The sequence below is a fragment of the Thiorhodococcus minor genome (assembly GCF_010820565.1).
In the GTDB taxonomy this organism is placed as follows: domain Bacteria; phylum Pseudomonadota; class Gammaproteobacteria; order Chromatiales; family Chromatiaceae; genus Thiorhodococcus; species Thiorhodococcus minor.
In genome coordinates this window covers 1-18602 of sequence record NZ_JAAIJQ010000038.1, presented here as the reverse complement: position 1 = coordinate 18602, position 18602 = coordinate 1, and the positions used below count along the sequence as shown (strand labels likewise).

The following is an 18602-nucleotide window of genomic DNA, read 5'->3' as shown; positions in this document are numbered from 1 at the left end:
CTGACTGCCCTCCTGGGGCTCATTGGGTGGGGAAGATGCGCGACAGGTGCTCTATTGGAGAGCGATACCCCAGAAGCGCCTGCCGCGCGGCGTCCGACTTGCGCCGCGCGGCAGCCCGCGCTCGGGTGAGTGCCGAGCCAATCGCCAAGGCGGTTAGGCGTAGGCCGGCGCGAAGGCCTTCTCTGGCTCCTCGACCGGGCCGTTCTCGCCCCAGTAGGGCGAGAGCTTGCGCAGCTGGGCGACGATGGGCGGCACGGCCTCGATGACGCGCTCGACCTCGGCCATGGTGTTGTAGCGCGAGAGCGAGAAGCGGGTGGTGCCGTGCGCGGCCGTGTAGGGGATGCCCATGGCGCGCATGACGTGCGAGGGCTCGAGCGAGCCTGAGGTGCAGGCCGAGCCGCTGGAGGCGGCGATGCCGAGCTTGTTCAGCAGCAGCAGGATGGCCTCTCCCTCGATGTACTCGAAGGCGATGTTGGCCGTGTTGGGCAGGCGGTTGCTCGGGTCGCCGGTGACGAAGCTGTGGGGCACGGCGGCGATGATGCCTTCCTCCAGCCGGTCGCGCAGGGTGCGGACGACGGTCTGCTCGTGGTCCATGTGCTCCATCGCCATCTCGCAGGCCTTGCCGAGTGCGACGATGGCGGCGGTGTTCTCGGTCCCGGCGCGGCGGCCGCGCTCCTGATGACCACCGCGCAGCAGCGGACGGAAGCGGGTGTTGCGGCGCAGGTAGAGGACGCCGACGCCCTTGGGGGCATGCAGCTTGTGGCCGGACAGAGAGAGCATGTCGATGGACGAGCGCTTGAGATCGATCGGCAGCTTGCCGACCGCCTGCACCGCATCCGTGTGGAAGAGCACGCCGACGGCCTTGGCCATCTCGGCCATCTCCAGCACCGGGAAGAGGGTGCCGGTCTCGTTGTTCGCCCACATGACGGAGACGATGGCGACCTGGTTGGACAGCAGGCTGCGATAGACATCCAGATCGAGCCGACCCTTGTCGTCCACCTCCAGGTAGTGAACCTTGTAGCCTTCCTTCTCCAGATGCTCGCAGAGTGCCAGGACCGCGGGGTGCTCGACCACCGTGGTGATGATCTCCTTGCGATCCGGCTGGGCCTTGAGCGCCGAGAGGATGGCCGTGGAGTCCGACTCGGTCCCGCAGGAGGTGAAGACGATCTCCGAGTCATGCTCGGCGCCGAGCAGCGCCTGGACCTGCTGGCGCGCCTGCTTGATCGCGAAGCCGACCTTGTTGCCGAACAGGTGCATGGAGGAGGGGTTGCCGAACTGCTCGGTGAAGAAGGGCAGCATGGCCTCGACGACTTCTGGAGCCACCATGGTCGTGGCATTGTTGTCGAAGTAGATCCCCTGGGTTCCGGTGTCAGTGGTCATTGCTCTGGCCCCGCTGAAATAGGTGTGATTCAAGCTCGTTCGTCGAACCGCAAAGGCGCAAAGCGCGCTAAGGACTTTGATGCGTCGTTTCCAAGACGTGACTCGTACCCTCTATGGGTATCGTGACCGAGGCGCCAGCATGATTCCCGGTCGCGCCTCGAACTGCGGAGCTCACTCTGAGCCCAGAAGGCAAATCCCTTTGCGTCCTTCGCGCCTTTGCGGTTCCGTTTCTCTCTTCGAACTCAGCCGCCGGCGCGCTGTGCGATGGGCATCAGCTCGGCTGGCATGACGCGGACGAACTCGCCCAGCGCATTGATGATGCACTCCTGGATGCCTTCCAGCGTCACGGCGGCCATTTGGCAGCCGGCGCAGGCGCCCGTCATCTTGACGTAGACGTTCTTGCCGTCGACGTCGATCAGCTCGACGTCGCCATGGTCGCGGTGCAGGTTCGGGCGGATGGTATCGAGCGCCTCCTCGATCTTGCGGATGCGCTGCACATTGGTCATCTTGATCGGCGCGGTCGGAACGGCAACCGCGACAGGTGCGGGCGGCGCCGGCTGGAAGGTCTGACCGGCCTCGGCCATCACCTTGGTCAGGATCTCCTCGACCGCCTCGTGACAGGCCGAGCAGCCGCCGCCGGCCTTGGTGTAGTTGGCGACCTCTTCGACCGTGCTCAGCTTGTTGTTGCGGATGGTGTCTTCGATGAGGACGGAGTCGACGGCGAAGCACTTGCAGACCAGCGCGCCTTCCTCGTGATCGTCCTTCCACTCCTCGCCGCGATAGTTGGCGACGGCGGCCTGGAGGGCCTCGCGCCCCATGACGGAGCAGTGCATCTTCTCGGGCGGCAGGCCGTCGAGATAGTCGGCGATGTCCTGATTGGTGACCTTGAGGGCCTCGTCCAGGGTCTTGCCCTTGATGATCTCGGTGAGCGCCGAGCTGGAGGCGATGGCGGAGCCGCAGCCGAAGGTCTGGAAGCCGGCATCCAAGATGGTCTCGGTCTCCGGGTCGACCTTGAGGCTCAGACGCAGTGCATCGCCGCAGGATAGGGAGCCGACGTCACCGACGGCATTGGCCTCATCGACGGCCCCGGCGTTGCGGGGGCTGAAGAAGTGTTCTTGGACCTTTTCCGAATACTCCCACATGGCGTGTCTCCTGCTTTTTTGGCTTGTGCGCGCTCCGATGGCCGGGCGCATGGCTTAAGTTTTGCTGCGAAGAGCTGGCAATGAATCTGCAAAGCCTATGCCAGAGACTGGGATGCAGTAATCACGCGGGTTCATTGATAATTTTCAACGCACGACCGCCCTTTTTGTCGACTCTGGAACAGGCAAAGACGGTCGTCTAGTGATAAACCCGACAATGGGAGTCCCCGAATGGAATTGACCCAGCTCAACCCCGGCGACATGGTTCTCGCCGCCCAAGACATCTTCAACGACGGGGGTATTCCGGACATGCCCGAGGACGCCCTCATCGCCAAGGCGGGGACGCGCGGCGTCATCGTCAACGTGGGGCACCTGGAAGAGAATCCAGACAAGGAGCTTTTTCTAGTGCGCTTCGAGGGAGAGGACCTGGTCCTCGGCCCCCCGACCGGCTGCTGGGCCGAGGAGCTCAAGGCACCCGAGCTTGCCTAAAGGCAGATGCCTCGGGTGGACGAGCGAGAGAGACTGTGAGAGTCATCCAAGCGCACCGCGAAGATCGCAGATTGGTGTAGGTTGGGCCGACGCAGGAGGCCCAACAATCAAAGCGTTAGGCTAGCCGCCATGTTGGGCTTCGTACCTCAGCCCAACCTATGCAGAATGTCTTCACCGTCTCGAGAGCGCAGTCCACCGAATCCCGCTCCGGCGTTGGTGGACTGCGCTGCGCTTGTCCACCCTACGGGATCATTCGTCTGAGATGGAGACGTCCTTGCCTTCGGACGTCAGCTTGGCCGTCTTGGCGTTGATGTAGTCGAAGGGGTCGTTCGGGTATTCCTCGTAGTGCCGCTCGCCGACGTACTCGAGCAGTCCGAGGAAGTGGTAGCGGTAGAGCATGCTCTCGATGCGTAGGATCTCCTGACCCTTGTCGTAGAGGACCAGCGTCGGCTCATAGGTGATGCCGAGCGTCTCGGCGAGCGCCTTGGGTGTGGTCTTGGTGCCGTCGGGTGCCGTGATGGGCTCGTCCGATCGATCATCCAGCCGCACGACGACGAACCCCTTCAGGGCCTCGTTGACCTTGGGGTCCCCCAGGTGGCCGTCGTGCAGCGCATCGCAGGCGACGCAGGCGGCGTCCTCGAAGAGGAGCGCGAGCGGCTTGTCGCCGACGCTGCTCAGGTCGTCGATGTCCCGGAACTGCGGATGGTCGCGGAAGCTATAGCTGGGCTGGGTCTTGCGGGTCTGCAGGTACTGGGCGAGCGTCTGTGACGCATAGGCCTTGGCTGCCACATAGTCCAGCACGTCCTTGAAGTCGTCCGGGTTGCGGTAGCCGTTGATGCGTGCGACCGGGTCGTTGGACTGGTTGAGGAAGACGACGGTCGGCGTGTAGCTCACCCCGAGCTGCTGCGCGAGCGCCTTCTCGGTCAGGCTGGTCTCGGCGTTCAGGGCGACCTCGCGATCACCTAAGACGTTGAGCGCGATGACGTCGAACGTCTCCTGAATGAAGTCGCTGTAGGGCGCACCCTTGAAGTTCTCCTCGATCATCTTGAAGCAGTAGGGGCAGCCGTTCATCTCCAGGAAGAGGATGACGTGCTTGTCGTCTTCTGCCGCCTCGTCGACGTCCTCGGCGATGTCCAGGAAGCTCTCCTTGAACCAGTCCGGGTGGGTGGACATCTTGCCGCCTGTGACCTTGCCCTTGGGGGTATCCGCGGTCTGCGTCGCCTCGCCCGCGTCCTGCGCGAGCGTTGGCATGGCGAGTAGGGCGCCGAGGGCGAGTGCGGTGAGCTGTCTGGGGGTGCTTCTCATTCTTCGAGTCCTCCATCCTTCGGGATCGTGGTAGCCGTCTCCGCTGGAGGCTCCAGCGTCGGCTGCGTGCCGTTCTCAGCGACCATGGTGTGGTGTCCGACCCTCAATCCATCAAGGCCACGGCCTTGACCTGCGCGAAGACCCGCTGACCGACCTCTAGCTTGAGCCGGTCGCGCGAGTGGCGCGTGATACGCGCGAGCAGCGGTGTTTGCTCGTCGACGCCCGTGCAGAGCTTCACGAGCACATGCGCATGCGCGATGTCGCGCATCTCCAGGATCCGCGCCGGCAGCACGTTGAGGATGCTGGTCGCCCCTGGGTCGTCGAGGGCGACGCTGACGTCCCGGGCATGGATGCGCACCCGTGCCAGCTCGCCGACGGCCTGAGTCAGCCTCGCGACCGTCAGCTTGCCGCCCGCGATCTCCAGCCGCGAGAGCTGATAGTCGTCGTCATGGCCGAGCACCGTCCCGTCGATGATGGAGCTGGCCTCGGCGTCCTGGGCCAAGGGCAGGTCCAGGCGCGAGAGGATTTCGGTCGCCGAGCCCTTCGCCTGAATGTGCCCGTCCTTGAGCATGACGATGCGGTCGGCCAGGCGCGCGACCTCGTCGGGCGAGTGGCTGACGTAGAGCACCGGGATTTGCAGCGTGTCGTGCAGCCGCTCCAGGTAGGGCAAGATGTCCTGCTTGCTGGTGTGGTCGAGCGCCGAGAGCGGCTCGTCCATCAGCAGCAGGCTCGGGCTGGTCAGCAGGGCGCGTGCGATGGACACGCGCTGGCGCTCGCCGCCCGAGAGCCCCGTCGGGTCGCGGTCGAGGTGCTTGCGGATGCCGAGCAGGTCGACCACCTCGTCGAAGCCGACCTGACGCTGCTCGGGCGGGATGCGCTTGAGCCCGTATTCCAGATTGCGCCGGACCGACAGGTGGCTGAAGAGACTGGCCTCTTGAAAGACATAGCCGATGGGCCGGCGGTGCGTCTTGAGGAAGAGCCCGCGGCCGTCGTCCTGCCAGGTGTCGCCGTTGAGGCGGCAGTGTCCGGCCGCGCGCTCCAGCCCGGCGACGCAGCGCAGCACCGTGGTCTTGCCGCAGCCGGAGCGGCCGAAGAGTGCGGTGACGCCGACGCCGGGCGCCTTGAAGGCCACGTCCAGCTTGAAGCCGCCGCGGTCGAGCTGGAAGGCGATGTCGAGATCGTTCATATGCATCTTGATTCGGAATTGGAGGCGCAAAGGCGCGAAGGACGCAAAGAGAAATAAGGAGCTGGGTTTCGTGCAGTCTTCGCGCGCTGAGTGAAGACCGTGACTCCCTCGGCGCATTCTTCTGGTCACGAAGCTCCTGCTTCGCGACCTCGGCGACGAAGCTCTGCTTCACGACGCGGACCACTTCCGGTGCCTGCACCAGGTCGAAAGCAGCGCCTACCCGCAGGCTCGCGAAGCGGAGCTTCGTCTCTCTGGTGACGCAGCTGGAGCTGCGTCACCAGAGAAAGGCGCGAAGGACGCAAAGAAGAACACGTGCTTGGCCGGCGATCGGCCTCCAGCTGTTGGTCTGCCGAGCGCTGCGTCCGTCGACGCCTTCGGCCATTCTTCTGGTCACGAAGCTCCTGCTTCGCGACCTCGGCGACGAAGCTCTGCTTCACGACGCGGACCACTTCCGGTGCCTGCACCAGGTCGAAAGCAGCGCCTACCCGCAGGCTCGCGAAGCGGAGCTTCGTCTCTCTGGTGACGCAGCTGGAGCTGCGTCACCAGAGAAAGGCGCGAAGGACGCAAAGAAGAACACGTGCTTGGCCGGCGATCGGCCTCCAGCTGTTGGTCTGCCGAGCGCTGCGTCCGTCGACGCCTTCGGCCATTCTTCTGGTCACGAAGCTCCTGCTTCGCGACCTCGGCGACGAAGCTCGTGCTTCACGACGCGGACCACTTCCGGTGCCTGCACCAGGTCGAAAGCAGCGCCTACCCGCAGGCTCGCGAAGCGGAGCTTCGTCTCGCGGGTGACGCAGCTGGAGCTGCGTCACCAGAGAAAGGCGCGAAGGACGCAAAGAAGAACACGTGCTTGGCCGGCGATCGGCCTCCAGCTGTTGGTCTGCCGAGCGCTGCGTCCGTCGACGCCTTCGGCCATTTTTCTGGTCACGAAGCTCCTGCTTCGCGACCTCGGCGACGAAGCTCTGCTTCACGACGCGGACCACTTCCGGTGCCTGCACCAGGTCGAAAGCAGCGCCTACCCGCAGGCTCGCGAAGCGGAGCTTCGTCTCGCGGGTGACGCAGCTGGAGCTGCGTCACCAGAGAAACTGAAACCGCAAAGGTGTGAAGGATGCAAATAAAAACAAGGGGTTGTCGTTCGCGCAGTCTTTACGCTCCTGGTCGAGACTGTAACCTCGGCAGCACGTTGAAATCCTTCGTGCTCTTCGCGCCTTGGCGGTTCAACTGACCTCATCTTCAAACCTTGCGCATCCGCTGGCCGAGGACGTTGATCGCCAGCACCACCAGGAAGGAGAAGAGCACCATGCCGCCGGCGAGCCAGTGCGCCTGGGTCCACTCCAGGGACTCGACATGGTCGTAGATGGCGATCGACAGCACCTTGGTCTCGCCCGGGATGTTGCCGCCGATCATGAGGATGACGCCGAACTCGCCGACCGTGTGGGCGAAGGCCAGGATGGCGCCCGACAGCAGACCGGGCAGGGCGAGCGGCAGGGCGATGTTGAAGAAACGCTCCACAGGTGATGCGCGCAGCGTGGCGGCGACCTCCAGCGGTCGGCCGCCGATGGCCTCGAAGGCGTTGTAGACCGGCTGCACCAGAAAGGGCATGGAATAGATGACCGAGCCAACTACCAGTCCGGCGAAGGTGAAGGGCAGGGTGCCCAGACCGAGGGCATCCGTGAGCTGTCCGACCGGACCCGCCGGCCCGAGCAGCAGCAGGAGATAGAAGCCCAGCACCGTGGGCGGCAATACCAGCGGCAGGGCGACGAGCGTTGCCACCACCTGCTTCATGCGCGAGCGCGTTTGCGACAGCCACCAGGCGATGGGGGTGCCGACCAGCAGGAGAACCAGGGTCGTGATGGTGGCGAGCTTGAGCGTGAGCCAGAGCGGCTCGAGATCGAGGTTCACTGCGGGAATTCCACTGCTAGCAGGTTTGCGAAGAGATTGAGCCGGAATCGGGAGATTCGAACCGCGAAGGCGCGAAGGACGCGAAGAAAGGCAATGGCTTCGCTCGTTCCCACGCTCCGCGTGGGAATGCAGGCCGGCCGCTCCAGCGGCCCGTGGCGCGGGCCTTTCTTGCGGGGTTGGCGGCCTAGTCGACGCCGTAGCCATACTTCTCGATGACCGCCTTGGCCGCGTCGCTCTTGAGATAGTCGATCAGGGCGGCAGCGGCCGGGCTGTCCTCACCCTTCTCCAGTCGCACCGCGTCCTGGCGGATGGGGCTGTAGAGGTCCTGAGGCACGTCCCAGCTCGAGCCGCTGGCGTCGAGCGCGATCTGGGCCTTGGCGACGAAGCCGAGCGCGGCGTTCTTGGTGGCGACGAATTGGTAGGTCTGGGCAATGTTGTCGCCCTGGACCAGCTTGGGCCCCAGCATCGCGTCGACCGCGAGCGCTTTCATCACCTCGACGGCCGCCGCGCCATAGGGAGCGGTCTTGGGGTTGGCGATGGCCAGCTTGTCGAAATCCCCGCGACTTAGGGCTTTGCCGCCGTCCGTGACCATCTCGGGATCGGCGCTCCAGAGCACCAGCTTGCCGATGGCATAGGTGAATGCGTCCGTCGCCTTGCCTTCCGCGACCAGTCGTTGAGGGCGCTTCTGGTCGGCGGCCAGGAAGACCTCGAAGGGCGCGCCATTGTGGATCTGGGTGTAGAGCTTGCCCGTCGAGCCGAAGCTGATCTGAGTGCTGTGCCCCGTCGCCTTCTCGAAGTCCTGCGCGATCTCCTTCATGGCTGCGGTGAAGTTGGCGGCGACGGCGACCTTGACCTGGTCGGCCAGCACACCGGCGCTGGCGCTGGAGAGGAGGAGCAGGGCGAGGATGGGCTTGAATGACTGCATTGTGGATCTCCTTGTCGGGGTTGGATTGGATGTTTGGGTCAGCGAAATATTCGTCTCGATATAACGGTATGCGCAGTCGCCAGCCGCTCTTCCCCGGATCACTCGCTCACGGCGAGGATGATATGCGGCGCCTTGATTAGCGCGCAGGCACGCTCGCCTGTCTTGAGGGCAAGCTCGCTTGCGCTCTCGTTCGTGACGATGGAGGCGATGCGCGCGCCGCCGTCGAGGGCTAGGACCACCTCGGTATTCACGGCCCCTTCGGTCACGCGCTCGATGGCGCCGCAGAGCCGGTTGCGCGCCGAGGTCTTGAGCCCGCCGTCCTCGGTGCAGAGGATGACGAAGGAGGCCTTGATGAGTGCGAAGGCCTCGCTGCCCTCGGCCAGTCCGAGGGCCGCCATGCTCTCGTTGGTGATGATGGCGACCAGGGACGCGCCGTTGATGTCTAGCGTGACCTCGGCGTTGACGGCGTCCTGCTTGATGTCGGTCACGATGCCGCGAAGATGGTTGCGCGCGCTGACCTTCATGTTGAGCACTCCCAGCAGCGAGTTGAATCGGTCGAAGTCCTTGATGCTCTTGCTCAGCCGCGCGAGGAAGCGACGGTGCTCCTGCTCGGCCGCCTCATAGACGGCGATCAGGCGTCTGCCCTCGGCCGTCAGCTCGGTTCCGCCGCCATGGCGCCCGCCCGTGCGTCTGCGCACCAAGGGCTCCGCAGACAGATTGTTCATGGCGTCGACCGAGTCCCAGGCCTGCTTGTAGGACATGCCGATGGACTTCGCCGCCTGCGAGATGGAGCCCGTCTCCGCGATGCGCCTGAGCAGGCCGATCCGCCCTTGTCCCGCGAAACGGTTGTGGCTCAGCTCGAGCTGGAGCTTGGCGGTGGTGTCCAGGTCTTTGTCGATGCGATGCGGCATAGCTGGCTGGCCATCTCGTTGGCGGGTCCGCGTTATATCGCAGATGATATAGCGACTTTCAGGCCAAGTCCGCATCCGGACAGGGCGCATGTGCCCGGGATCAGGCGGCTGAACCTATGTCCGGGTCAATCCAAGTCACTGAATGTTTTTGTGTTTTCGGCTGGATGCGGCGCGTGGAAGCGCCTTTCCCCAAAGCGCCGATGATGTGGGGGCGGCATCCAGCATCCGGCATCAATCCCCGCCGGACCTTGTCAGATTGTCGACAAGCCGTCGGCCGAGGAGGCACAACGGACAACCGCGAGACTGTCCCGCGTCAGCCCAGGATGCGCTCGTAGGCGAGCCGCAGCAGTGCGAGCTCGACCTGTGGCAGGGCGCGCGCCTGGGTCAGGTCGATGAAGCTCGCGCCGGAGGCTTCGGCCGCGTCGAAGGGGGGATCCATGCCGGTGAAGCGGGCGAGGAAGACTTCGGTCGAGCCCCCTTCCGTCGTGACCTTGCAGCGATAGCCGCTCTCGGCCTCGAGGCTGCCGCTGGGCAGGCCCAGCCGAGTCTCGGCGTCGCGCAGCAGGAACGCGGGATGGGAAACCAGCTTGCTGTCGTCGAGGGTCTTCTCGGACAGCCCGGCCTCGGCCGGTAAGGCCTCGAAGCCACAGACGCCGCCATGGTCGAGCTTGAGGAAGCGTGTGCGGGCGCTGGTGGGATGCTTGTGATACATGATGAGGCGTGGATCGGGCATCGTGGGACCTCGCGTGTCTTGTGTTGCTCGGCGAATACCGCGATCCCAGCAATATTTACGCCATTGGAGTGTGGTTATCCGGCCCGCACGCGGGCGGCTCCCCCGAGGGCCGCTTCAGTCGAGCCGTGAGCCAGAAGGTGCTGCCGATGCCGGGCGTGCTTTGAGCCCCTGCTGCGCCGCCCATCAGCTCGGCCAGACGCTTGGTGATGAAGACGCCCGCGCCGACGCCGCCAAACTGCCGGGTCGTCGAGCTGTCGGCCTGCTCGAAGGCCACGAACAGACGCCCGAGATCTTGCGCCGAAATTCCGATCCCGCTGTCTTGGACCTCGAGTCTGAGGACGACCTGCGCGGGCTCCTGATGCTCGATGCGGGCGCGAATCAGAATCTCCCCGCGCTGCGTGAACTTGACCGCGTTCGAGACCAGATTGGACAGCGCCTGGCGCAGGCGCAATGGGTCGCCCACCAGTGTTTGAGCCACGCCCGGCCCCGTCTCGACCGTCAGCCCCAAGTCTTTGTCGCTTGCCGAGGCGGCGGCTTCGGCCGCGACCTGCTCGATGACGTCGATCGGCCGGAAGGGTACCTCGTCGAGTGCGAGATTCCCGGCCTCGAGCTTGGATAGATCCAGCACGGAATCCATCATCGCCAGCAGACGCCCACTGGCCGTGTCGATGCGGTCGAGGCGTGCCCTTTGGTCCGGTGTGAGCCCCGATTGGCGCAGCAGGTAGGACATGCCGGTGATGGCATTCAGCGGTGTCCTGAATTCGTGGCTCATATTCCCCAGGAAGGCGCTCTTCGCTCGGTTGGCCGCCTCCGCCTGCCCTTTGGCAAAGGACAGCTCCGTGGTGCGGGCCGCCACCAGCTCCTCCAGATGCTCATGGTGATTCTGCAGCTCCTGATTGGCCTCCAGCAGCTGGAGGCGGGAAAGGCCCATCTCGCCGATGGTCCGCGCGAGACGGGTGAGGAAGTCCGTCATCGCGCGCACCTGGCGCTCGGTGAAGATGGGCGCCTCCGACAGCGCCTCGAGATAGTCCCGCTCGTCGAAGCCAAAGGCTCTGGCCTGCTGCCGGAAGTGCTCGATGTCCGGCGGCTCGAAGAAGAACTGACCGGTGAAGAAGTTGGCGACGTGCTCACCGCTGACATGAATGGGGACGGCGACGTCGACGAGGCCATTCTGGCAGCGATAGACGTTGTAGGTCTCCCCCTCGCCCAGGCGCCCGGCGAGGAAGGTATCGCTCTGGCGGCAGCGCGATGCCGTCTGCGGATTCACGCGGTGGAACTGGGTACAGATCCGCTGCCATCCCGTGGCCACGAGAATGGTGCCCTCTAGGTCCAGAATCGCCGTCACCGCACCGGTCAGCGCGGTGAAGCTCTCGCAGAGCTCACGCAGCTTGCCGATGTCGACCAGGTCTACAAATCTCATCGTGCTCTCGCGAAGGGAAATCTCGAGGCGCCGGTGCAATGGCCTGCGGCCTGGTGGACTCCGTCCCAGACAACTGACAAGTCTAGTCCGCTACCTGGGTTTGTCCTCGCGGGGCGCGGACCCGCGCGCCGCGCCGGCTCGGCGCTCGGGAGAGCTTGAGGGCGCGGGCCTGGGATCCTCTCCGACCTTATTCTCCTCCGCGCCCGGCCTGCTCACCACCCACGCAAAGATTAGGGTAATCTTGCGAATTGTCGTTGAATCGGCTTCGCGGGCTGGACTATTCCTCCGGGAAGCCGGAAACCGAACGTCGAAGGACTACCGCTGTGTCACCCCTTTCTTCCAGCCGACTCTTTGGCGAGCTCGCCAAGGATCGACAGGTCTTTGGTCGGATTCTCGATGACCGAGTGCTGTCGATGGAGGCGTTCGCCCAGATCCACGCCCAGACCATCTCGGATTATCACCGCCGCCGTGGTGTGGCTTTCCGCGACCCTGACCGCGCGGTCGAGGCCGCGGAGGCCCTCTGGAGGTACGTCCGGGCCCTCTATGCCGGATACGGCCTTTGCGCGTCGCCAGAGTCTCCCGTGGAGGCCGCGCCTGCCGCGGCGACCTTCCGTGCCTCCGCGCTCGTCCATCTCATCTATGTAAGCACGGCCACGCAGCCATTGAGCGCGGCGGAGCTGGAGAAGGTCCTCGACGCGTCGGTCCGGCACAACGCGCCGCAGGGCGTGACAGGCATGCTGCTCTACGCCAGCGGGAGCTTCATGCAGGTCCTGGAGGGCGAGGTAGCCGCGATCGACGAGACCTTTTCGCGCATCGTCGAAGACCCGCGGCATACTGCGATCATGCTGCTCCATCGCGGCCCGCTCTCAGCGCGTCGCTTCCAGAGCTGGAGCATGGGATTCCGCCACCTCGGGGCCGAGGACGCGGCGGCCCATCCGGAGTATGCCCCCTTCTTCCAGCAAGGCTTCAACGCGAGCCGGATCGATGGGCGCCCTGGACTCGCGCTCGACATGCTGGCGCACTTCCGCCCCGAGCCGCCTGGCCACTGACCTCCGGCAAGGGCGTCGGCGATGGGCCGATGCGGCGAAGCTGGGTCCGGGCAGTCCGTTCTGGCTAGGCCGCGTGCGCCTGCGTCCGACGCGAAACCCATCGCCGTACTCTCCGCAGACCGCCCAGCAAGTCGTCGGTGACGGTGAAGACGACGGGAATGACCAGTAGGGACAGCACCGTGGACGTCAGCAATCCGCCGATGACGGCGATGGCCATGCGCGCGCGGAAGCTGGGCTCCGCGCCGAGCCCGAGCGCCGTCGGCAGCATGCCGGCGACCATGGCGATGGTGGTCATGAGGATGGGCTGGGCGCGCTTGCGGGAGGCGTCGAGCAGGGCGTCGCGGCGCTCCAGGCCGCGCTCGCGCCTGGCCTTGACGGCGTACTCAACCAGCAGGATGGAGCTCTTGGTCACGATGCCCATGAGCATGAGCAGGCCGATGATGGACGGCATCGAGAAGCTGTTGTGCGTCAGCAGCAGGGCGGCGAAAGTCCCGCCGACCGACAGGGGCAGGGCGGCGAGAATGGTCGCCGGCCGCAGGAAGTCGTGAAAGAGCAGCACCAGGACGAGATAGATGCAGAGGATGACGGTCGGCGTGGCCGTGCCGAAGCCGCCGAAGACCTTGGCCATGCGCTCGGCGTCGCCGGAGGCCGGCTGATGCCGGCGGCAGACGCAGCAGTGACGGCAGCTGGTCGATCTCGGCCATGACGTCGCCGAGCGACTGACCCGCCAGCTCGATCTCCATGGTGACATCGCGCGCGCGGTCCAGCCGGTCGATCTGCGCCGGGCCGCTGCCGAGGCTGACGTCCGCGACCGCGCCGAGCGGCACCTGGCCCGACCAGGCTGGCAGTCGCAGGTTGGCGATGGCGTCGAGGTCGGTGCGCAGCTCCGGATCGAGCCGCACGCGGATGGGGATCTGGCGCTGGGGCAGGTTGAGCTTGGCAAGCTGGACCTCGAAGTCGCCCGCGGTCGCGACCCGAATGGCGGTGGCGATGGCCGAGGTGGTGATGCCGAGGTCCGCGGCGCGTGCGTCGTCGACGTCCACATGGATCTCCGGGCGCTGCAGGCTGGCGTTGGAGCTGATGTTGCCGAGGCCGGGCAGGGCGCGCCAGGGGGCTCGATCCGAGCGCTGTCTCGGACCTTGCCCGATGGAGGGACGACGGCGCCCGGCAGTGTCAGTTCCCGAGGAAAGGGCCGCCTTGTTTGCTGGACCAGAAGGAGCCGGAGGGGGAGCGCCGCTGTGGTCTCGAAACCTTGGCCTTGGAACGCTTGCGCCGCACCGTTCGCTTCTTCGACCTTGATCGCGATTTCTTGGCGACGGGCTTCGCTGCCGCCTTGGTGACCTCTGTCGTCGATGTGACCGCAGCGGCTTCGGGAGAAGCCTCGGCGGTCGTTTCTGTCTCAGCGGTTGTCTCGGCCTCAGTGTTGGATGGCGATTCCGGGTCGTCGTCGGCCGCGCTTGCCGCAGCCTGGCCGGACGTCTGCTGAAGCTCGGCCCGGCAGATCAACAGCTCATCGACCAGGGCATCGCGCGGCAGCCCGCTCAGCATCGCGTCCGGCGCTTGGGTGCCTTGACCGATCGCCATCGGGGTTTCTCTGCGGAGATCTTGCGAGACGGCTGCTCGCGGCTCTGCGACGGGCGCCGGATCTTGCTGGGATGGGTGCTCCAGCCGGGGTGTCAGGCTCGATCCCAATAGCCAGCCAATTCCCAAGGCCAGGCCGGTGCTGAGGAGCCATCCGGGTGTTGGTCGCCAACCCCTGGGCCGAGATGCTTCGGGAGCCTCGGCGGCCGGCCCCGAGCCTGTCGTGTGCAGCGCCTCGGACATTTCCCGATTTGCCTCCATCGCGGCTTCACCCAGCGTGCTTGGGCCTGTCGAGCCCGGTTTCTCCCAGCCTGGCCGGTCTGGCTCAGTCCTTCGTTGAAATCGCAGGCGAATCTTCATGGCGTCGAGCGATCGGGGAAAAGGCCGATGACCGGGATCACCCAGGTGCCGCCAATCACCGACGCACCCTCTGCGTCAGTCTAGAGGCGGATGTGGCCGCACCATTCATGGCTCAGCTGCCGCTCGTGCCGTCCACCGGCGAGGCGCAGGCCTTTTTAAGCCGCTGTCTGTGGCGCTCACGCGTCTCCTGGATCCATTCCTCGCTATGATTTTCAATGGTTCCACCAGCGATCTCGTAGAGCAGGTCCATCAGCGCATCGCTGCAGGTGCTGGCGCCTTCCAGCAGCTCGCGGGCCTGGCAGGAGGCCAGCACATCCGCGACGGGCTGCCCCTGGGTCATGGCCTCTTGACTCTTGCTGAGACAGGACCTCAATGGCTGCAGGAAGCGAGCGCGGAACTCGGTCTTCACTCGGGCGCGGAAGCTATAGTAGACGTCCGGCGGCAGGACCTCCCGGGCGGCGGTCAGGGCCGGGCTGGTCTCGGTGCGCCAACGGATGTTGGCGGCCTGATAGAGCTCCGCGAGCTCGGAGAGGTCCTTCTGTGTGTTGCCGCCCTCAAGGGCTGTGATGAGCTGCTCGGCGCGGGCGATCTGCTCGGCATTGAGTCCGGTCAGTTTGATGACGGCTTCCTTGCGGGCCAGAACCTGTGCCTGGATGCGGGCGTCCTCGGCGCGTTTGGTGGTGTAGTAATTGGTCAAGGCACCGCCAAGAACGCCCGTGAGCAGGAAGCCGATGATGACGTTGGCCATAGGATGCTTGAGGGCATCGGCGAGGGATTTCTTTTCTGGCTCCGACATCGTTGGCTTCCGGAAAGTCGATAGGGATTACTTCTGCGGCTCGCTCGAGGGCGGGAAGACCTGGCTCCAGTCGCGCTTCATCGAGACCAAGACCCAGCCATTGGATTCGGCGTCGTCCAGACCCTTGTCGAGTCGCCCGATATGGCTGTCGCGATCATAGGCGTATTCGCGCGCCTTGTCGTCATGGTGCAGGATGAGGCCCAGGCGCTTGCCGGCGCCCGCCGTGGTCCATTCGAGCATCTGGTAGTCGCCGTCCGAATTGCCGAAGGCCAGGATGGGGCGGCGCCCGACGTGGCGCTGGATGCCGACGGGCTTGCCCGCCTTGTCGTCGACGAAGGCGATCTCCGCTTTGCGCAAGATGGGGTAGAACGAGCAGTTCTGTCACCAGCCGCCATTTCAGCCTAGACCCGACGCGAACGGCCTCCGAGATGTCCTGAATCCAGGTCGTCCCGGGCGCACGGCAACGCTGGCGGCGACGCCACCCGGCGTTTACGAAAGGTTGGAACCATGAAAAAAATGTGGGAGTGTCGGTACTGAGCCGGTAACCGTGCGTTACTATCGGGACGCCCCGCGCTCACGCCACCGATGGATCCATCACGCATCGCACGACTCGGCCGCTGCGATGGGCTTTGACAAGGAGGTGCGCCGACGTGCAGAGGGTCCGATCGCTCATGCGCCTCGTCGCCGTCGCGCTCCTTGTGCTCCTGCCTGGCCTCGCCGCGCCGGATGTCTACCAGTATGACGCGGCCGGCCGCGTGAGCCGCATCATCGCACCGGACGGCAGGGTCACCCGCTACGACTACGATGCCCTCGGCGTAACCGTTCAGAGACCCCCCATTGGGGCCGGCAGCGCAGCGGCCGGGCGACCAGCGCGGCGCTCGGCAATCACGCCGGCCAGATAAGGCCAAGGCAGATGACCACGCTTGCGGCAGGTTTCGATCACGCTGGCGAGCAGGGTGAAGGTACGCGATCCGGCCTCGCAGCGGGTTCCCATCATGATGCTGCGCGCAATGATCCAGTGGCGCAGCGCTTGCTCGGCGTCGTTATGCCGCGTCCTTGGCTATGCCGCGCGAGGGCGTGAAACCGGCGTCGCCACGCGCGCCGAGATTGTACTACGCGGCATAACGCGGTCGGCTCTCAGGTCTGGCAACAACGCCAGATCAGCGGAGAGACGCCATGTCCGGGCAGCCAATCCCTCTAGGATCTTCCTGTGACCCCGACCTCGATCAGCACCTCGCGGCCTTCCTTGCCTCCCTGGCTCAAGCCGGATACGCGGAGAAGACGCGGCGCGACAAGGCACACCGAATCGCGCCCTTCATCCAATGGATCCGTGACAACGAGGTCAAGCTAGGCGAGATTGACGACGACGCTTGCATCGATGCCTTTCTCGCCTGTCCGGCGCGGCGTCGTTACAACCACCGTTGCGCCTTGCAGGCTTTCTTAGCCTACCTGCGCGCAGTCGAAATCCTCCCGCAGCGCCGTGTCGAGCCATCGCCGCCCGCTGCCCTCTGTCAACGCTACCTCGCGCACCTCAGCGCTCAACAAGGTCTCAGCGCCCACTCGATTGCCGCCTATGCGATCAGCGCGCGTGGCTTCATCACGGCCATGCAGCTCCCGGAGCAGGCGGCCCACGTGGATGCCTTGGTCATCCGCCGCTACATTCTGGACGTCAGCCAAGATCATGCCGTGGCCACGGTGAAGCTGTATGCGGCGGGACTGCGCTCGTTCTTGCGCTTCTGTTTCCTGCCGGGCGTGATCGCGCGCGATTTCTCCCCGGCGGTGCCACCCATCGGGCACTGGCAGCGCAAGCCCATGCCGGCGGTGCTGACGGACGAGGCCATCGAGCGCGTCTTAGCGACGGCCGAGCGATCTGGCGCGCGTGGCTGGCGTGATTTTGCCATCTTGCAGCTCTTGGCGCGCCTGGGCTTTCGGGCGAGTGAGGTGCTTGCGCTGCGCCTGGAGGATCTGCACTGGGAGAGCGGCGAGCTCCTGGTCCGCGGCAAAGGCAACCAGCTCGAGCGCCTACCACTGCTCGAAGAGGTGGGCGCATCGATCGCGCAGTACCTCTGCAGAGGGCGTGGCGAGAGTGACTCGCGCCATCTGTTTCTGAGCCTCAAGGCCCCACGGATCGCGCTGCAAGATCCTTCCACGGTCAGCGCAATTGCGCGGTGCGCCCTCACGCGTGCCGGCGTGCTCCCAAGTGGCCGCGTGGGCGCACACATCTTCCGATACAGTCTCGCGACACGGATGCTGCGCCATGGGGCTTCGTTGGCCGAGATCGCCCAAATCTTACGGCACCGCCGCATCGATACGACCCAAGGCTACGCGAAGGTCGATCTTGCGGGCTTGCGTCGCATCGCCCAAGCCTGGCCCGGCCTGGAGGTGGTGCAATGACTGACCTGCATGCGGCTCTTAGCGAGTATTTACACACGCGTCGCACACTGGGCACGCAGCTGAAGTGGCCAGAGTCGTGTCTGCGCCAGTTCGTCGAGCTCGTCATCGCGCAGGGCGGCGATGTGGTGACGACCGCCTTGGCCTTGCGCTGGACGTTCCAGCCCATCGGACTGCAACCGGCGACCTATGCGCGCCGACTCGGCCTCGTGCGCGCGTTTGCGTGCTGGCTGCACGCGAGCGATCCGCGCACCGAGATTCCACCACCGCGCCTGTTGCCAGCACCACACCGGCGGCCAACGCCCCACATCTACAGCCACGACGAGATCTTGGCATTGATGGCTGCCGCCAGCCAACGTGATGGTGATGGACTGCAAGGCGCCACCTTCGCCACCCTGATCGGACTGCTCGCCGCGACTGGGCTGCGTCCTGGCGAGGCGCTCAAACTCGACGTGGACGACGTCGATCTACGCGATCATGTACTGACGATCCAAGGATCGAAAGGTGGCAAATCGCGCCTGGTCCCGTTCACGCCGTCCACCGGCGTTGCGTTGGCGCAGTATGCCGAGCGGCGCGATCGCCTCGTGCCGAATCCCAGCACGCCGGCCTTTCTGGTGACGGCCAACGGCACACGCGTGCCCGGCGATCGGGCGCGGCGGACGTTCGCGCGGCTATGCCAGCACGTCGGTCTGCGCCCGCGCCAGCCCAAGCGCAGCGGGCGAGGCCCGCGCCTGCAAGATCTTAGGCACACCTTCGCCACGCATCAGCTCATCGCCTGGTACCGCGCGGGAGTGGACGTGAATCGGCAGTTGCCACAGTTGGCGACCTACCTGGGACATGGCAGTCCCAGCGAGACCTATTGGTACATTCAGGCGGTTCCGGAACTGCTCGCGCTGGCCTCCGAGCGTGTGATGGCCCCCGAGGGGGGAGATCGACCATCAATGCCATGGACTTAAGCCGTCCGGCAGTACGCCGGGTGGAATCCGGGCTTGAGCTTGCCGGGATTGAGGCGTGGAAATTGTCGGTCTGGCCGTACCG

18 protein-coding genes and 2 pseudogenes are annotated in these 18602 nt (G+C 65.3%); 5 read left to right on the top strand and 15 right to left on the bottom strand.

Annotated elements, in window-relative coordinates; translation table 11 throughout:
* Nucleotides 1-153 precede the first annotated feature (153 nt).
* Both nifS and nifU read right to left on the bottom strand, forming a co-directional pair.
* Complete coding sequence (gene nifS / locus G3446_RS13695; RefSeq protein ID WP_164453396.1) at nucleotides 154-1380, bottom strand: cysteine desulfurase NifS; 1227 nt, start codon at nucleotides 1378-1380, stop codon at nucleotides 154-156.
* 242 nt (nucleotides 1381-1622) lie between these two features.
* Nucleotides 1623-2522, bottom strand: coding sequence for a Fe-S cluster assembly protein NifU (gene nifU, locus G3446_RS13690; RefSeq protein ID WP_164453395.1), 900 nt, complete (start codon nucleotides 2520-2522; stop codon nucleotides 1623-1625).
* A gap of 228 nt (nucleotides 2523-2750) precedes the next feature.
* Here nifU and G3446_RS13685 point away from each other — a divergent pair, with 228 nt between their 5' ends.
* Nucleotides 2751-3008, top strand: a complete 258-nt coding sequence (locus G3446_RS13685) for a nitrogen fixation protein NifZ (protein WP_164453394.1) — start codon at nucleotides 2751-2753, stop codon at nucleotides 3006-3008.
* Between the two features lie 249 nt (nucleotides 3009-3257).
* On the opposite strand, the gene G3446_RS13680 is transcribed toward G3446_RS13685, so the two are convergent.
* The 7 genes from G3446_RS13680 to G3446_RS13650 all read right to left on the bottom strand — a co-directional run bounded on the left by G3446_RS13680 (nucleotide 3258) and on the right by G3446_RS13650 (nucleotide 11387).
* A complete protein-coding gene (locus G3446_RS13680; protein WP_164453393.1) occupies nucleotides 3258-4313 on the bottom strand; it encodes a thioredoxin family protein in 1056 nt (351 codons plus the stop codon).
* 103 nt (nucleotides 4314-4416) lie between these two features.
* Entirely contained in the window at nucleotides 4417-5499 is a 1083-nt protein-coding gene (modC, locus tag G3446_RS13675) for a molybdenum ABC transporter ATP-binding protein (RefSeq protein ID WP_164453423.1), read from the bottom strand.
* Between the two features lie 1230 nt (nucleotides 5500-6729).
* A complete protein-coding gene (gene modB, locus G3446_RS13670) occupies nucleotides 6730-7398 on the bottom strand; it encodes a molybdate ABC transporter permease subunit (RefSeq protein ID WP_164453392.1) in 669 nt (222 codons plus the stop codon).
* Between the two features lie 184 nt (nucleotides 7399-7582).
* Nucleotides 7583-8323, bottom strand: coding sequence for a molybdate ABC transporter substrate-binding protein (gene modA / locus G3446_RS13665; protein ID WP_164453391.1), 741 nt, complete (start codon nucleotides 8321-8323; stop codon nucleotides 7583-7585).
* Nucleotides 8324-8421: 98 nt separating this feature from the next.
* Nucleotides 8422-9234: a TOBE domain-containing protein gene (locus tag G3446_RS13660; protein WP_164453390.1), complete on the bottom strand. Its 813-nt coding sequence runs from the start codon at nucleotides 9232-9234 to the stop codon at nucleotides 8422-8424.
* A gap of 313 nt (nucleotides 9235-9547) precedes the next feature.
* Complete coding sequence (locus G3446_RS13655; protein WP_164453389.1) at nucleotides 9548-9967, bottom strand: hypothetical protein; 420 nt, start codon at nucleotides 9965-9967, stop codon at nucleotides 9548-9550.
* A gap of 55 nt (nucleotides 9968-10022) precedes the next feature.
* Nucleotides 10023-11387: a PocR ligand-binding domain-containing protein gene (locus G3446_RS13650; protein ID WP_164453388.1), complete on the bottom strand. Its 1365-nt coding sequence runs from the start codon at nucleotides 11385-11387 to the stop codon at nucleotides 10023-10025.
* A gap of 323 nt (nucleotides 11388-11710) precedes the next feature.
* Between G3446_RS13650 and G3446_RS13645 the strand changes: the two genes are divergently transcribed.
* Nucleotides 11711-12436, top strand: coding sequence for a BLUF domain-containing protein (locus G3446_RS13645; protein WP_164453387.1), 726 nt, complete (start codon nucleotides 11711-11713; stop codon nucleotides 12434-12436).
* Nucleotides 12437-12500: 64 nt separating this feature from the next.
* On the opposite strand, the gene G3446_RS28710 is transcribed toward G3446_RS13645, so the two are convergent.
* The 5 genes and pseudogenes from G3446_RS28710 to G3446_RS13630 all read right to left on the bottom strand — a co-directional run bounded on the left by G3446_RS28710 (nucleotide 12501) and on the right by G3446_RS13630 (nucleotide 15530).
* Complete coding sequence (locus G3446_RS28710; RefSeq protein WP_280818824.1) at nucleotides 12501-13064, bottom strand: efflux RND transporter permease subunit; 564 nt, start codon at nucleotides 13062-13064, stop codon at nucleotides 12501-12503.
* Nucleotides 13065-13152: 88 nt separating this feature from the next.
* Nucleotides 13153-13479 (bottom strand): annotated as a pseudogene (locus tag G3446_RS28705) (efflux RND transporter permease subunit); the annotation flags it as partial.
* 130 nt (nucleotides 13480-13609) lie between these two features.
* The gene (locus G3446_RS28065; RefSeq protein WP_245232494.1) at nucleotides 13610-14020 is read right to left on the bottom strand and encodes a hypothetical protein; all 411 of its coding nucleotides are present in this window, start codon (nucleotides 14018-14020) and stop codon (nucleotides 13610-13612) included.
* A gap of 469 nt (nucleotides 14021-14489) precedes the next feature.
* Nucleotides 14490-15173 (bottom strand): hypothetical protein, encoded by a 684-nt coding sequence (locus G3446_RS13635; RefSeq protein ID WP_164453386.1) that lies wholly within the window; start codon nucleotides 15171-15173, stop codon nucleotides 14490-14492.
* A 27-nt stretch (nucleotides 15174-15200) separates the two neighbouring features.
* A complete protein-coding gene (locus G3446_RS13630) occupies nucleotides 15201-15530 on the bottom strand; it encodes an HAD family hydrolase (protein WP_245232493.1) in 330 nt (109 codons plus the stop codon).
* 293 nt (nucleotides 15531-15823) lie between these two features.
* Between G3446_RS13630 and G3446_RS13625 the strand changes: the two genes are divergently transcribed.
* A complete protein-coding gene (locus tag G3446_RS13625; RefSeq protein WP_164453385.1) occupies nucleotides 15824-16075 on the top strand; it encodes an RHS repeat domain-containing protein in 252 nt (83 codons plus the stop codon).
* Here G3446_RS13625 and G3446_RS28060 read toward each other — a convergent pair.
* Nucleotides 15997-16221 (bottom strand): annotated as a pseudogene (locus G3446_RS28060) (IS66 family transposase); the annotation flags it as partial. The gene G3446_RS13625 and the pseudogene G3446_RS28060 sit on opposite strands and share 79 nt — an antisense overlap.
* Before the next feature lie 128 nt (nucleotides 16222-16349).
* Between G3446_RS28060 and G3446_RS13620 the strand changes: the two are divergent.
* On the top strand, nucleotides 16350-17567 hold the full coding sequence (locus tag G3446_RS13620) for a site-specific integrase (protein ID WP_164453384.1): 1218 nt from the start codon (nucleotides 16350-16352) through the stop codon (nucleotides 17565-17567).
* On the top strand, nucleotides 17564-18520 hold the full coding sequence (locus G3446_RS13615) for a tyrosine-type recombinase/integrase (protein ID WP_164453383.1): 957 nt from the start codon (nucleotides 17564-17566) through the stop codon (nucleotides 18518-18520). The genes G3446_RS13620 and G3446_RS13615 overlap by 4 nt, the downstream gene beginning before the upstream one ends.
* The last annotated feature ends 82 nt before the right edge of the window (nucleotides 18521-18602 follow it).